At 69.8% G+C, this 14,318-nt stretch carries 15 protein-coding genes, 1 tRNA gene and 1 pseudogene; 11 read left to right on the top strand and 6 right to left on the bottom strand.

What is annotated here, in order from left to right; all coding sequences use genetic code 11:
* Nucleotides 1–76: 76 nt before the first annotated feature.
* Nucleotides 77–796, bottom strand: coding sequence for a DUF461 domain-containing protein (locus tag ABZ078_RS37500; RefSeq protein ID WP_356582958.1), 720 nt, complete (start codon nt 794–796; stop codon nt 77–79).
* A 626-nt stretch (nt 797–1,422) separates the two neighbouring features.
* Between ABZ078_RS37500 and ABZ078_RS37505 the strand changes: the two genes are divergently transcribed.
* From ABZ078_RS37505 to ABZ078_RS37530, 6 genes are all read left to right on the top strand, one after another.
* Nucleotides 1,423–1,905, top strand: a complete 483-nt coding sequence (locus tag ABZ078_RS37505; RefSeq protein ID WP_003953493.1) for a CarD family transcriptional regulator — start codon at nt 1,423–1,425, stop codon at nt 1,903–1,905.
* A gap of 298 nt (nt 1,906–2,203) precedes the next feature.
* Nucleotides 2,204–2,980, top strand: coding sequence for a 2-C-methyl-D-erythritol 4-phosphate cytidylyltransferase (gene ispD, locus ABZ078_RS37510; RefSeq protein WP_356582960.1), 777 nt, complete (start codon nt 2,204–2,206; stop codon nt 2,978–2,980).
* A complete protein-coding gene (gene ispF, locus ABZ078_RS37515) occupies nt 2,970–3,494 on the top strand; it encodes a 2-C-methyl-D-erythritol 2,4-cyclodiphosphate synthase (protein ID WP_356582962.1) in 525 nt (174 codons plus the stop codon). The genes ispD and ispF overlap by 11 nt, the downstream gene beginning before the upstream one ends.
* An 85-nt stretch (nt 3,495–3,579) precedes the next feature.
* The gene (gene cysS, locus ABZ078_RS37520) at nt 3,580–4,977 is read left to right on the top strand and encodes a cysteine--tRNA ligase (protein WP_356582964.1); all 1,398 of its coding nucleotides are present in this window, start codon (nt 3,580–3,582) and stop codon (nt 4,975–4,977) included.
* A gap of 97 nt (nt 4,978–5,074) precedes the next feature.
* Nucleotides 5,075–6,016, top strand: coding sequence for a 23S rRNA (guanosine(2251)-2'-O)-methyltransferase RlmB (gene rlmB / locus ABZ078_RS37525; protein WP_356582966.1), 942 nt, complete (start codon nt 5,075–5,077; stop codon nt 6,014–6,016).
* A gap of 134 nt (nt 6,017–6,150) precedes the next feature.
* Complete coding sequence (locus tag ABZ078_RS37530) at nt 6,151–7,776, top strand: DoxX family membrane protein (RefSeq protein ID WP_356582982.1); 1,626 nt, start codon at nt 6,151–6,153, stop codon at nt 7,774–7,776.
* Between the two features lie 200 nt (nt 7,777–7,976).
* Here the strand turns inward: ABZ078_RS37530 and ABZ078_RS37535 are convergent, their stop codons facing one another.
* The 3 genes from ABZ078_RS37535 to ugpC all read right to left on the bottom strand — a co-directional run bounded on the left by ABZ078_RS37535 (nt 7,977) and on the right by ugpC (nt 10,611).
* Nucleotides 7,977–8,708: a nucleotidyltransferase family protein gene (locus tag ABZ078_RS37535; protein WP_356582968.1), complete on the bottom strand. Its 732-nt coding sequence runs from the start codon at nt 8,706–8,708 to the stop codon at nt 7,977–7,979.
* A 126-nt stretch (nt 8,709–8,834) separates the two neighbouring features.
* A complete protein-coding gene (locus ABZ078_RS37540) occupies nt 8,835–9,290 on the bottom strand; it encodes a hypothetical protein (protein ID WP_356582970.1) in 456 nt (151 codons plus the stop codon).
* Between the two features lie 232 nt (nt 9,291–9,522).
* Complete coding sequence (gene ugpC, locus ABZ078_RS37545) at nt 9,523–10,611, bottom strand: sn-glycerol-3-phosphate ABC transporter ATP-binding protein UgpC (protein ID WP_356582972.1); 1,089 nt, start codon at nt 10,609–10,611, stop codon at nt 9,523–9,525.
* A gap of 217 nt (nt 10,612–10,828) precedes the next feature.
* On the opposite strand from ugpC, the gene ABZ078_RS37550 reads away from it, so the two are divergent.
* From ABZ078_RS37550 to ABZ078_RS37570, 5 genes are all read left to right on the top strand, one after another.
* Nucleotides 10,829–10,903 (top strand) — tRNA-Thr (locus ABZ078_RS37550).
* A 186-nt stretch (nt 10,904–11,089) separates the two neighbouring features.
* Entirely contained in the window at nt 11,090–11,326 is a 237-nt protein-coding gene (locus ABZ078_RS37555; protein ID WP_356582984.1) for a hypothetical protein, read from the top strand.
* Nucleotides 11,327–11,717: 391 nt separating this feature from the next.
* Nucleotides 11,718–12,095, top strand: coding sequence for a hypothetical protein (locus ABZ078_RS37560; protein WP_356582974.1), 378 nt, complete (start codon nt 11,718–11,720; stop codon nt 12,093–12,095).
* Between the two features lie 371 nt (nt 12,096–12,466).
* Nucleotides 12,467–12,799, top strand: coding sequence for a hypothetical protein (locus ABZ078_RS37565; protein WP_356582976.1), 333 nt, complete (start codon nt 12,467–12,469; stop codon nt 12,797–12,799).
* A 282-nt stretch (nt 12,800–13,081) separates the two neighbouring features.
* On the top strand, nt 13,082–13,429 hold the full coding sequence (locus ABZ078_RS37570) for a hypothetical protein (protein WP_356582978.1): 348 nt from the start codon (nt 13,082–13,084) through the stop codon (nt 13,427–13,429).
* 147 nt (nt 13,430–13,576) lie between these two features.
* Here the strand turns inward: ABZ078_RS37570 and ABZ078_RS37575 are convergent, their stop codons facing one another.
* Nucleotides 13,577–13,882: a hypothetical protein gene (locus tag ABZ078_RS37575; protein WP_356582980.1), complete on the bottom strand. Its 306-nt coding sequence runs from the start codon at nt 13,880–13,882 to the stop codon at nt 13,577–13,579.
* Between the two features lie 253 nt (nt 13,883–14,135).
* Nucleotides 14,136–14,318 (bottom strand): annotated as a pseudogene (locus ABZ078_RS37580) (hypothetical protein); the annotation flags it as partial.

A 14,318-nucleotide genomic window follows, 5' to 3' on the forward strand; every position in this document is an offset into this window, starting at 1 on the left:
CGGGGCCTCCCTCTCGGGGGGTCCCGCCCTTCTTCTCTTCTACTTCTCTGCTTTTCTGCTTCTCTTCTACGCCCGCTCAGTGACCGGCCGTCGTCTGCGAGGCGCTGTCGGACGGGGACGCCGCACCGGCACCCGCACCGGCATCGGCACCGGCGCTCGTGCCCGCCTCGTGCCCGGCCCCGGCCGTCTCCCCGGCCGTCGCGCCCGGGGTGGCCTCGCCGCCAGGCTGGGTGCCACCGGCCGGCGAGCCGCTCGGGGAGGCCTCGCCGCCAGGCGCCGCCGGGACCGCGCTCGGGCCCCACCCCTCGAAGTAGTGCTCGGCCGGGACGACGAAGGCCCGCAGGCTCACGTCACCGGTCTTGCTGAAGGTGAAGGTGATCTTCTGGGCGTTGCCGTCCTGGATGGCCTCGCGGCTGCTGGGCAGCACGGCGGAGGCGTTGTCCTTGCCGCCGAGGATCAGTGAGCCGCCGGCCGGGATGGTCATGCTGCCGCCCTTGGCGGGCTTGAGCTCGGCGGTCTTGTCGGTGCCCTCCACCTTGATCGCTTCCAGCGTCTGGGCGGTGCGGCCGGAGTTGAACAGGGTCGCGGAGATCGCGGCCGGGCCGGTCGACTCCAGGTCGGGCTGGGTGATGACGACGGCGTTCTGGATCTTGATGTCGCCGACGGTGGTGGCCGCGTTGTCCGGCTTGATCTGCAGCGTCTGGCTGTTGTTGCCGGCGCCGCACGCGGCGAGCGAGGTGATCGAGAACGCGATGACGGCGGCGGCGAGGGCGCCGCGTCGAAGGCTGCTGCTCACGGCGGCGGCAACTCCTTGACTCGAACGGGGCGGGCTGCATAAAGCCGCCCTAAGTGTCTGTCAGCGGCCTTAGGTTACCGAGCCGTCCCCGCGCGACCGCACCCGACCCTCCCCTGAGCGGCCGAAGTGCCGAGGAAGCACCTCTTCGTACCTCTTCCGTCATCCGTCCCGTCACCCCCTGGTGAGCCGCCGGTCACATTGCCCGCCGCCCTCGTCCGTCATTCACATAAGCCCCTCGCGAGCACACACGCGAAATTTCCATGAAGGGAATACGCGACCTCGCGGAATTGATCACCGAGTGGGCTGTCGAGCCGGTCTTGATCAATTCCGGAATCGTCCGGCACCCGACTCCGCACGCCGAACGGAGTAGCGGAAGTCGCACACTTGGAACCGGACATATGTGGACGTTCGGCCGCTTGGAGGTGCGTCCGGATGTGTGTAACGTACGCGTTTCTCCTCGCCCGCAGAGCGCCTCCGACCTGCGAATACATTCTTCCGCTCGGGCGGCGAAGCACGTTCCTGTCGGACTTGTCAAGCCCCGAGATATGCCCTGACCTGCGAAAACGCCATTCAGAAGACGCCGTATCCGTGTTACCCTGGATAGCCACGGAAGGGGTACCTGTCACATGACGTTCAAGGTTGGCGACACCGTGGTCTATCCCCATCACGGGGCCGCGCTGATCGAGGCCATCGAAACTCGCCAGATCAAAGGCGTGGACAAGACCTACTTGGTGCTGAAGGTCGCCCAGGGTGACCTGACGGTACGTGTGCCAGCGGACAATGCGGAGTTCGTCGGCGTGCGTGATGTGGTCGGTCAGGACGGGCTGGACCGGGTCTTCGAGGTGCTGCGCGCGCCGTACGCCGAGGAGCCCACGAACTGGTCGCGTCGTTACAAGGCAAATCTGGAGAAGCTCGCCTCCGGCGATGTCATCAAGGTCGCGGAAGTCGTGCGTGACCTGTGGCGTCGTGAGCGCGAGCGTGGACTCTCCGCCGGTGAGAAGCGCATGCTCGCCAAGGCCCGCCAGATCCTGGTGAGCGAGCTCGCCCTCGCGGAGAACACGAACGAGGACAAGGCCGAGGCCCTGCTCGACGAGGTCCTCGCGTCCTGACGCGGTCCATCCGCCTCGGTTCAGCACAGTGCTGAATGTCTTTAAAAAAGTGCCGCGGTGCCCGATGACATAACCACTGTCGCCGGGCGCTGCGGCATGTTCGCTCACAGGCGCTGTACGTCCTGCGTCGGGGGGTGTACCCCGATACTTGGCGTGCCGGGCCGGGCAGCTGCTCGACCGCTGTCACGGAAGGGTCCGGTCGAGACGTCCCACCCGGCACTCCCCCGAGCTCCAGGAGCAGGGGGTACCCCCAGGGCCATACCCACGTAGGCCGAGCGCACAAACCTGACAGGAACCGATGTCTGACGTTTCGCGTCCTTCGCCCTCGGAAGGCCGTAGTGCGGCCTCCTCCGGGACCCGTACGGCCGTCGTGATCCCGGCCGCCGGCCGGGGCGTACGCCTCGGTCCGGGCGCCCCCAAAGCGCTCCGCGCGCTGAACGGGACGCCCATGCTCATCCACGCCGTGCGCGCGATGGCGGCCTCCCGGGCCGTCTCCCTCGTGGTCGTCGTGGCCCCGCCCGACGGTGCCGCCGAGGTCAGGTCACTGCTCGACGCGCACGCCCTCCCCGAGCGCACCGACTTCCGGGTCGTCCCCGGCGGGGAGTCCCGCCAGGAGTCCGTGAAGCTCGGCCTGGACGCGCTGCCGCCGGACTACGACATCGTGCTGGTGCACGACGCGGCACGCCCCCTGGTCCCGGTCGACACGGTGGACGCGGTCATCGAGGCGGTACGGGACGGAGCGCCGGCCGTGGTGCCCGCGCTGCCGCTCGCGGACACGGTCAAGGAGGTCGAACCGGCCGCGGCCGCGGGCGAGCCCGAACCGGTGGTGGCCACCCCGCCGCGCGCCCGCCTCCGTGCCGTACAGACTCCGCAGGGCTTCGACCGGGACACGCTGATCCGGGCGCACACGACGGTGACCGGCGACGTCACCGACGACGCGAGCATGGTCGAGCGGCTCGGGCTGACGGTCGTGGTCGTACCCGGCCACGAGGAGGCGTTCAAGGTCACACGCCCGCTGGACCTCGTGCTGGCGGAGGCGGTCCTGGCACGCCGGAGGCTGAACGATGGCTTCTGAGGCATCTGACTTCCGGCTACCGCCGGGTGGCCCGGTGGCCCTGCCCCAGGTGGGCATCGGCACCGACATCCACGCCTTCGAGGAGGGCCGCGAGTTGTGGTGCGCCGGCCTGAAGTGGGAGGGAGAGGGCCCGGGACTCGCCGGGCACTCCGACGCGGACGTCGTCGCGCACGCCGCCTGCAACGCGCTGTTCTCGGCGGCCGGCCTCGGCGACCTCGGACAGCACTTCGGCACGGGGCGGCCCGAATGGTCGGGCGCCTCCGGCGTCGTACTCCTCACCGAGGCGGCCCGGATCGTACGCGAGGCGGGCTTCCGCATCGGCAACATCGCGGTCCAGGTCGTCGGTCCCCGCCCCAAGATCGGCAAGCGCCGCGACGAGGCCCAGAAGATCCTGTCGGAGGCGGCGGGAGCACCGGTGTCGGTCTCCGGCGCGACGACGGACGGCTTGGGCTTCCCGGGCCGGGACGAGGGCTTGATGGCGGTGGCCACGGCGCTGGTCGTGCGTAGCGACTGAGGGGAGCGGACCAACCCATGGGCGCGGGCCCCGACAAACAGGGCACTGCTCCACGCATCCCCAGAGGCCCACTACCCTAGGTGCCGTGACTATTCGCCTGTACGACACCAGCGCCCGGCAGATCCGTGACTTCACCCCGCTCCAGCCGGGCTGCGTCTCGATCTACCTCTGTGGCGCCACCGTGCAGGCCGCGCCGCACATCGGGCACATCCGCTCCGGGCTCAACTTCGACATCATGCGCCGCTGGTTCGCGTACCGCGGCTATGACGTGACGTTCATCAGGAACGTCACGGACATCGACGACAAGATCATCACCAAGTCCGCGGACCAGAACCGCCCCTGGTGGTCGATCGGCTACGAGAACGAGCGCGCCTTCAGCGACGGCTACACCGCCCTCGGCTGCCTCCCGCCGACGTACGAGCCGCGTGCCACCGGCCATGTCACCGAGATGGTCGAGATGATGCGCGGTCTCATCGAGCGCGGACACGCCTACGAGGCGGACGGCAGCGTCTACTTCGACGTCCGGTCCTGGCCCTCCTACCTGGAGCTGTCCCGGCAGGACCTCGACGAGATGCGGCAGCCCGCCGAGGAGGGCATCACCGGCAAGCGGGACCCGCGCGACTTCGCGATGTGGAAGGCCGCCAAGCCCGGCGAGCCCGACTGGGAGACGCCGTGGGGCCGGGGCCGCCCGGGCTGGCACCTGGAGTGCTCGGCGATGGCGCACAAGTACCTCGGCTCCGCCTTCGACATCCACGGCGGCGGACTCGACCTGGTCTTCCCGCACCACGAGAACGAGATCGCCCAGGCCAAGGCGTACGGCGACGAGTTCGCCCGGTACTGGGTGCACAACGCCTGGGTCACCATGAGCGGCGAGAAGATGTCCAAGTCGCTCGGCAACAGCGTCCTCGTCTCCGAGATGGTCAAGCAGTGGCGCCCCATCGTCCTGCGCTACTACCTGGGCACCCCGCACTACCGCTCCACCATCGAGTACAGCGAGGACGCCCTGCGCGAGGCCGAGTCGGCGTTCGCGCGCATCGAGGGCTTCGTGCAGCGCGTGGTGGAGAAGGCGGGCGTCGTCGAGCCGTCCGCCGAGGTGCCGCTCGCCTTCGCCGAGGCGATGGACGACGACCTGGGCGTCCCGCAGGCGCTCGCCGTCGTGCACACCACCGTCCGGCAGGGCAACAGCGCGCTGGCGGCCGACGACAAGGAAGCCGCCGTCGCCCGCTTCGCCGAGCTGCGGGCCATGCTCGGCGTCCTGGGCCTGGACCCGCTCGATGCGCACTGGGCGGGCGAGACCGACCGCGGCGAGGACCTCCACGGCGTGGTCGACACCCTGGTCCGCATGGTCCTCGACCAGCGCGAGGCGGCCCGCTCCCGCAAGGACTGGGCCACCGCGGACGCCATCCGCGACCAGCTGGGCCAGTCGGGCCTCGTCATCGAGGACAGCCCTCAGGGCCCCCGCTGGAGCCTCGGCCCGCGCTGACCGGGCTCCCGTCGGGAAGATCGATTGTGCCGCCCGGCCCTCCGGGCGGCACACTGCATAGACGTACGTACGAACCCTCACGACAGACAGGTAGGTCATGGCCGCGAACAACCGCCGCATGTCCGGCAAGAAGGGCGCGCAGGTCGGCAGTGGCGGCCAGCGGCGCAAGGGCCTGGAAGGCAAGGGCCCGACCCCGCCCGCCGAGATGCGCAAGGGGCACAAGAAGAACCGCATCGCCACCGCCAAGGCCAAGCAGGCCGTACGTCGTCCCGCGCCGCGTGGCCGCGGCGGCAAGTCGCCGTCCGAACTGGTCGTCGGCCGCAACCCGGTCGTCGAGGCGCTGCGCGGGGGCGTCCCCGCCTCCACCCTCTACGTCCAGCAGTTCATCGACAACGACGAGCGCGTCCGCGAGGCACTCCAGCTCGCCGCCGAGCGCGGCGGCATCAACCTCATGGAGGCCCCGCGCCCCGAGCTGGACCGCATGACCAACGGCCTCAACCACCAGGGCCTGGTCCTGCAGGTGCCGCCCTACGAGTACGCCCACCCCGAGGACCTCGCGAACGCCGCCGCCGACGCGGGCGAGGACCCGCTCATCGTCGCCCTCGACGGCGTGACCGACCCGCGCAACCTGGGCGCCGTCGTCCGCTCGGCCTCCGCTTTCGGCGGCCACGGCGTCGTCGTCCCCGAGCGCCGTGCCGCCGGCATGACCGCCGGCGCCTGGAAGACGTCCGCCGGTACGGCGGCCCGCACCCCCGTCGCCCGCGCCACGAACCTCACCCGCGCCCTGGAGTCGTACAAGAAGGCGGGCATCGTGGTCGTCGGTCTCGCCGCCGACGGCGAGGCCGAACTCGGTGACCTGGAGGCCCTGGCGGGCCCGGTCGTCATCGTCGTGGGCAGCGAGGGCAAGGGCCTGTCCCGGCTCGTCGGCGAGACGTGCGACTTCCGCGTCCGCATCCCGATGCCGGGCGGCGCGGAGTCGCTCAACGCCGGTGTGGCGGCGGGAATCGTGCTGTACGAGGCGGCCCGCCGACGCGGCTGAACACGCGTCCGCCGCTTCACCCGTACGGGGTAATTCTGGTGGCAGTGGTGCGACCTGCGCATCTTTGACGGAGTCCGGACAGATCCGGCCGGTCAAGGCAGTGTCCTAACGTCACGTCACTCGGTTAGTTGAGTGTGGACACCAGAACACCCCGCACACCCACGGGGGACCGCTCGTCGGGATACGACGACGCTCCCGCGCTGAGCATGGTGAAGGTGCCGAGCGATCCGGCGCAGATCATCGTCAATCACGCGAGCTTCCGCGTGTTGTTGGGCGCGTCGACCGGGCGAGCCGAATCCCCGCGCATCGCACGGCACCTGAGCGCCACCGAGGACACCGCCCGCATCCCCGTAGTCAACGCGGCCGGCAGAGCGGGCGCTGCCGCCGGCGCCCGCCGCCGGGTCTCCGTCTGGAACGGCACGTCCGCGCCCGACGACACCGGCGCCCACCGCCTGCTCCAGGCCGTACGGGACGGCAGCGTCCGCCACGGCGAAGAACCGGTCCCCGGCGGCGGGGGCACCCAGGTCATCCCGCGCGTCGAGGTCGGCGGCTACGACGGGCGCTACGACGACGAGTTGACGCAGACCGTCGAGACACCGATCGTCGGCGCACAGCGCACCCACGAATCGGTCGAGACCCGGCTGCTCCCTCACATGCGCACGGTGCAGAGCGCCTACGAGGAAGTCGGCTACGACGACGAGGAGTTCGGGGACGACGCCCACGGTCCGGAGGAGCCCGGTGCGCAGCTCAAGCGGCACGGCGACGACCCCGCCCGGCACGCGTACTACCCCGGCCGCCGCATGAACCTCGGCGTCGTCCTCCTTCCCCTGCGCGTCTTCCTCGGCTTCATCTCCATCTACGCCGGCATGGGCAAGCTCTGCGACCCCGTCTACTTCGACGGCGGCAAGCGCGGCTCGATGGTGAAGTGGCTCAACACCCTGCACCCCTGGGAAGTCGCCGAGCCGCTGCGCCAGTTCGCCCTGGAGCACCCCGTCGGCTCCGGACTCGTCATCGCCTTCTTCCAGGTCATCGTGGGCGTCCTCACGGTCCTGGGCTGCTGGCAGCGGGTCGCCGCGGTCGTCGGCGCGCTGCTGTCCGCCGCGCTCCTGCTCACCGTCAGCTGGAAGAGCGTCCCGGTCTACGACGCCCCCGACATCATCTACCTCGCCGCGTGGTCCCCGCTGATCATCGCCGGCGCCCCCGTCTACTCCGTCGACGGCCGCCTCGCCGGCATGGCCTGGCGGCGCCTCGGCCCCCGCTCCGACATCTGGGAACTGCGCCAGTACGTGCTGCGCCGCGGCGCCCTGATCACGGTGGTCGTCACCGGCCTCACCCTCCTGATCGGCTCCCTGCTCGGCGGTGCCGTGCGCGACGCCGACCGCGTGGTCGTCCCCGGCCCCGGTGAGGCTCCCCGCAACGAACTGCCCGGCTCCCCGCTCCCGCAGGAGCCCGACCGACGGCACGAGAGGACGCCGTCGGCCTCCAACTCGCCCACCCAGGGCGCCACGTCGGGCGCGGCCACCCCGTCCGGCGCCGCGACCACGCCGGGCGCCAGCAGCGACACGGGCAACGCCGGTGCCGGTACGCCCAGCCAGACGCAGGGCACGGGGGGACAGGCCCCGCCCCAGCAGTCGACCCCGGCCGACGAGGCCCCCAGCACCAGCACCGGTCCCACGTCCGGGGGCCCGTCCTCCGGCGGCTCCGACACCGGGGGCTCCACCTCCGGCGACACGGGCCTGGTAGGCGGCCTGTTGGGGTGAACGGGCCAGTGGCCGGGCTCCTCGGAGCCCGGCCCGGCCGCTGACAACCGAGACAACGCCGAGCGCGACGACGACGAGGGCCCTGGACGAATCGACGTCCAGGGCCCTCGTCGTGGGCTCGCATCAGGGCCGCGTCGGTGTCGGCCGGGAACGCAGCCGTAGGCGTCTGCGGGGGGCCCGCGGCTGGGACACGGGCCGTCTCAGCGGCCCAGCGCCGCCAGTTCCCTCGCGGCCTCCGTGAGGTCCTTCGCCGTGTCGATGGCGCGCCAGTACGCCCCCTGCGGGATCGGGAAGCCGGCCAGCCGACGCTCTCGGGCCAGGTGGGGGAACGTCGTGCGCTCGTGGTCGCCGCGCTCGGGGAGCAGGGCGGAGAAGGCGGGGGAGAAGACGTAGACGCCCGCGTTGATCTCGAAGGTCGACGGCGGGGCCTCGATGAAGTCCGTGATGTGCCCGAAGCCGTCGGTCTTGACCGCGCCCCACGGGATACGGGGCCGCGCGAGGGCAAGCGTCGCGACGGCGTCGCGCTCGGTGTGGAAGTCCGCCATGTCGCGCAGCGAGAAGCGCGTCCAGATGTCGCCGTTGGTGGCGTACCACGGCTGATCGGGGTGCGGCAGGTGCGCGGCCGCGTACTTCAGGCCGCCGCCACGGCCGAGCGGCTCCGTCTCGACGACGGTCGTGACCCGCACGGGCAGGTCGGCCGTCTTCAGCCATTCCTGCAGGACGTCGGCGAGGTGGCCACAGCTGACCACCACGTCCGTCACGCCCTCCTCGGCGAGCCACGCGAGCTGGTGGCCGATGATCGGCGTCCCCGTGCCGGGGATCTCGACCATCGGCTTGGGCCGGTCGTCGGTGTAGGGACGCAGCCGGGATCCCTGGCCACCGGCCAGGACGACGGCTTGGACGGGACGGGACGCGGCGTTCGGATCAGTCATGACGGAACTGTACGCGGCGTCCCGCTCGCGGCATTCGCCGGCAACCGTTCCTTAATCAGCCGTTGCCCTCCACAACCGGCTGTTATCAGCCGATATCAGCGGTTTCCGCCCGAAAAAGGGGAGCGGTCAGCTGTGCGCAGCCGCCACGCCCGACGCGAAGGCGGTGTCGCAGACGGGGCGGGAGTACGACTGGGCGCGCGTCGGACCGTACATCCGCACCGCGGCACGCCCGAGGGCGCGGGCGATCGAGGCGCAGTGCCGGGCCAGGGACGGGCGGTCGTCGACTGCCTGCTGGAGGTGGGTCAGGGCGACTCCCGGGTTCTTCTCCTGCAGCTCGGTCAGCAGCTTGTCGCGCAGCACGTCCTGCGGGGCGCGCCGGGCGGCGTTCTTGTTGCCCGCGGCCGAGACGTCGGTCGCGGTGAGTACCGAGTCCGAGGGGCTCCCCGACCAGTTGACCCGGGTGACCGCGAGCGTCCCGGAGAGCACCAGGACGACGGGCAGGACGAGGGCGAGTGTGCGGCCGAGCTGGCGGGCGGGGCCCCGCTGGCCGCGTCGTGTCTGTTGCGTGGTGGAGTGCTTCACGCGAGTGAGGGTAGCGTTCAGTACTGATATGGCGACATTTGGTCACCGTTTCGGGGGATGAACTGACGCCCATCCCCGGCGGAGTGTTGACGCACAGCACTCGAAATGAACCGGTATGCCGGGGTATTTGTCGACAACGAAGAGGGCCCCGCAGCGGTCTGCGGGGCCCTCTTCGTCAACCTGGGTGAATTACCCGGGGTTGTACTTCCTGTTCTTGCCTTCCGGCGCTCCCTCAGTCGGAGAGCCGCTCGCCCGTGGACGTGGAGAACACGTGGGTCTCACCCGAACGCGGGACGACGTGCAGCGTGCTGCCCTTCTCCGGGACGTCACGGCCGCTGACGCGGACGACGAGGTCCTTGGAGTCCTCGCCGACCTTGGCGGTGCCGTAGACGTACGCGTCGGCGCCCAGCTCCTCGACGACGTTCACGGTGACCGCCAGGCCCTGGTCCGAGTCGGAGCCGGCCACGTCGAAGTGCTCCGGCCGGACACCCACGGTGACCGTCTTGTCGGTGGCGGCGGCGAGCGCGTCGCGGTCCACCGGCACGACCGAGTTGCCGAACTTCACACCGCCGTCGGTGATCGGGACCTCGACCAGGTTCATGGCCGGGGAGCCGATGAAGCCGGCGACGAAGAGGTTGGCCGGGCGGTCGTACATGTTGCGCGGGGTGTCGACCTGCTGGAGCAGACCGTCCTTGAGGACCGCCACGCGATCACCCATCGTCATGGCCTCGACCTGGTCGTGGGTGACGTAGACGGTGGTGATGCCGAGACGGCGCTGGAGCGACGCGATCTGCGTACGGGTCGACACACGGAGCTTGGCGTCCAGGTTGGACAGCGGCTCGTCCATGAGGAAGACCTGCGGCTCACGCACGATGGCGCGACCCATGGCGACACGCTGACGCTGACCACCGGAGAGCGCCTTCGGCTTGCGGTCCAGGTACTCGGTGAGGTCGAGGATCTTCGCGGCCTCCTCGACCTTCTTGCGGATCTCCGCCTTGTTGACGCCGGCGATCTTGAGCGCGAAGCCCATGTTGTCGGCGACGGTCATGTGCGGGTACAGCGCGTAGTTCTGGAACACCATGGCGATGTCCCGGTCCTTCGGCGGCAGGTGCGTGACGTCGCGGTCACCGATGCGGATGGCGCCGCCGTTGACGTCCTCGAGCCCCGCCAGCATGCGGAGCGAGGTGGACTTGCCGCAGCCGGACGGGCCGACCAGGACGAGGAACTCCCCGTCCTCGATGTGGATGTCGAGCGCGTCGACGGCGGGCTTCTCGGTGCCCGGGTAGATCCGGGTCGCCTTGTCGAACGAGACAGTGGCCATGGTGAATGGGCCCCCTTCTACCGGCAGGAACGTGCCGGACGGTCCGTTGTAGGAAGGTGGTTGGTTTAGTCCACATGTGCGGACTGGCTCTGGACGGTACCTGGCGTTCGCCTGGTCTGTCAGTACCTGGAGGCATGTGAACTTCGCGGAAATTTTCGACAGGGCCCGCTCGGAACCTGGGTACACTGCACGGGCGCGCGCCTGTCGGCGCGTGCTGGCCTCCTTAGCTCAGCTGGTCCAGAGCGGCTGTCTTGTAAACAGCAGGTCGTCGGTTCGAATCCGACAGGGGGCTCTCCCGGAGCGGGGCGGATGTCGAGGACACCGCCCCGCACGTTTTTTCCCATGCCCTCTCGCACCCCATCTCCCCCCTTGGACACGGGACATGGTCCGGCGTGGAATCGGGTCGCTACTGCTAGTGTTCGTTCAGTCACAGTAGGCAATCAGCCTCAATGTATTTGTCATGAAAACCGAGGGTTCCATGCGCAAGCTCCACCAGGTCATGATCGTCGCTGCGGCGGCAGGCAGCCTGTCCGCCATCGGTGCGGGCACCGGTGTCGCGTACGAGAACGGGCCGAGCAAGACCGACCTGTACCGCCCCTACCAGGAGTGCAGCCCGCAGACGGTGGCCGAGGGTGACCTCCCGATCGCCGTGCTCGGTCTCTCCGAGACCTTCGACACCACCTGCGGTCAGTTCAACAACGCCTTCACTGGCTGACGTCGGCGGCGTAGTCGTGCGCGACGCCTTCCGCGGGCCCCTTCGGGGTCACTCCCCGAAGGGGCCCGTTCGCGTGCGGATGCCCGGAGCGTGAGGCCGCCGCTCAGGTCGGGGCGCGTTCGCGACGCTCTGAACTCCGGTGCGGCGATGAGCGGTTACGGGCATCTCGGCCCGGCGCGCACGATCTGAACCACGAAGCCCCTCGGCTGAGGCGCGGGCTGCGGCGACAGCACCCCTCGGCAGGTCAGTCCTTCACTTCGTAAGCGAAACGGTCCCGAACCTCCCGTCCGTGGGCGGGGTGCCGGGGCCCGTATCTCCGACTCCCCGGGGCCCGGCGCGGCGGTTCGCGGCGCAGGGCGCCCGGGCACCCCTCACAAAGGAGACGCAACACATGTTCAACGGAAAGAAGATCGCGGCCGTCACGGGGCTTCTCGGTGGCCTGGCCCTGACCTGTATCGGCGGCGCCCAGGCTCACGCCGCCGCGAACCCGGGTGCCTGCGCGCAAGACGGCCTGGGCAACATCGTGTGCACCCAGCGGCTCGTGGGTGAGATCCCCGCCGAGGGTGAGGCGCCCGCCCTGCGCCGGTCGGTGACCTGCCAGCCGACGCAGCCCTTGACCCTGCCCGCTCCCGGCCTGCTGTCCAACGGGCAGACGCGGATCGGCCCCCACATCACCTGCACCGACGTGACGCCCCAGGCGCCGGCCGCCGAGACGGGCGACGACAACGTCAGTGCTCTGGCGCGTCTGCTGGGCAGCCCCAGGGCGTAACTTCCCACGCCTTCCTCGACTCTCGAGCAGCGGATGGCCGGACCAGGTCGACTGGTCCGGCCATCCGCTGCTTTGTGCGCCCACGGCGTCCGAACCCATCGGGGTCGGCGAACGGGTGACTGCCTCGGGCTGCCCGTTACCCGCCCTCGGGCAACCGTCGTTTCCCTCAAGGGAGAAGGGCGGCCCGAGAGGCCGCGGCACCGGCTCCCTCATTCCCCTTCAGGTCCATGGCGAGACAGGCAAAGGGTTCCTTGGCATGGGCCGACACGACACAGAGAAGGGCAAAGATCCCAAATTGCTACGGATTGCGTGTATATGCTCACATTAAGTAGTCAGCCAGGGCTTCGTGCCCGGGAAGAAAGGGTCAAACTATGCGCAGGTTTCAGCGCGTTGCAGTCGTAGCCGCAGCGGTCGCGGGGCTGTCCGCCTTCGGTGTCGGCGCCGGCGCCGCCTTCGCCCACGAGGAGGACTTCGACGGTCAGAACGTGACCGCGGTCGCCACCTCGACGGCCAACGCCGTGGGCACGTGGGGCGTCCCGCACGACGACAAGGCGCACGCCGCCCCGCAGCAGGCTCCCCAGGCCGCTCCGCAGGCCGCTCCGCAGGCCGCTCCGCAGGCCGCGCCCGAGGCCGCCGCCGCCCCCAAGGCCGCGGCGCCCGAGTACGGCTACGGCGAGTACACCGCTCCTTACACCGCCCAGTAATAAAAGCGCCGAGGACTCGATGCGCGAGTTTCAGGGCACTGCGGTCGTCGTCGTGACGGCCGCGGAGCGGGTGACTCCGTACTCCGCGCCACGGCCGGCCCCATAAGGGCGTACATCTCACGGCAGGCGCATCGACATCCCTCGGACCCTTAGCAACGGCAGCCCGGACGCGCGGCAGACCCATCAGGGTGCGCGTCCGGGCTGCGTCAGTGTTCTCCAAGGCTCGTGCGGGCGCCGGTCGACGGCGCGGCGTCCGGGCCTCGATCGCAAAGGACGCAGCACATGATCGGTCGACAGAAGATCGCAACCGTCTCCGGCCTCCTCGGGGCTCTCGCCGTGATCTACGGCGGTGCCGCGCAGGCGCACGCCGACGACCACAAGGGCGCCTGCACGATCTCCGCCCAGGGCGACATCGTCTGCATCAAGAAGAGCGAGTCGATCCACAAGGACAAGCGCCGCGGATATGTCGTCAAGCAGAAGCACGACTGCCAGACGATCGAGCGGCCGCGCTTCACGTTTCCCGAGGGGAGCCTGCTGAACGGCGGTTCCACGGAATCCGGACCGGTTGTGGACTGCTCGAACAAGGCGAAGCTGCCCAAGGGTTACAAGCTGCCCAAGTTCAAGTTCTGAGCGCGAGCGGGAAAATGCCGGACCGGGATCGATCCCGGTCCGGCATTTTCGGTTTCTCAGAGGGCCGGAAGCCGGCCGGAAGTCGGCCGGCAAAGTCCGGTGCCCCGGCCTGAGGCCGGGGCACCGGGGGAAGGCTGTGGCTCTGGCTTACTTGAGGGCGCTGTTGTTGCAGCCCATGGTCGAGCCCAGCGACGTCTCCTGCGCGCCCGGGCTGCCCTCGCCGTTCAGCAGGTTGCCACCCAGGCCGTTGGCGATGCCGACCTGGCCGAGGATGGAGGCGTTGGCGTCGTGCGACTTACAGGTGGTGCTCTGCTGGATGCTGAACGTCGTGCCGCTCTTGCCCCGGCCGTGCGAGCCGTAGCCACCCTGGTCGGCCTGAGCGACACCGGCGCTCAGGAGTCCGACGCTGCCGAGAGCGGCGACCACCACGGCGGCCTTGCGGAGCTTGTGCATGTTCATCTCCGGTGGAGTGAAGTGGGTGCGATCTGTGCCAGATCGACTTCGTACGATTACGGAGGCTAATAGGAAATATTGGGGGGTAATCGGCGGCACGCCGAATTACGAATAGGTCTCACCGTCTTGGCCGATGGCCGGGAAATAGCGGGCCGGCAATGAGTCGGCGCAAAAGGGGGTCCCGGCACCGGGCTTGGGGCTCGATGCCGGGACCTTTTTCCCGTTGTCAGTCGTCTGTGCGACTGTCAGGCGCTCAGAACGCGCTGTTGTTGCAGCCCATGGACGAGCCGAGGTGGGTGTCCTGCCCACCGGCGTTGCCCTCGCCGTTGAGCCCGTTGCCCAGCAGGCCGTTGAGGATGCCGACCTGGCCCAGGACGTCGAGGTTCAGGTCGTGCGACTTGCAGCTGGAGCTCTGCAGGACGCTGACCTTGTCACC

Origin of the sequence: Streptomyces sp. NPDC006385 (genome assembly GCF_040612485.1) — a bacterium.
GTDB lineage: Bacteria > Actinomycetota > Actinomycetes > Streptomycetales > Streptomycetaceae > Streptomyces.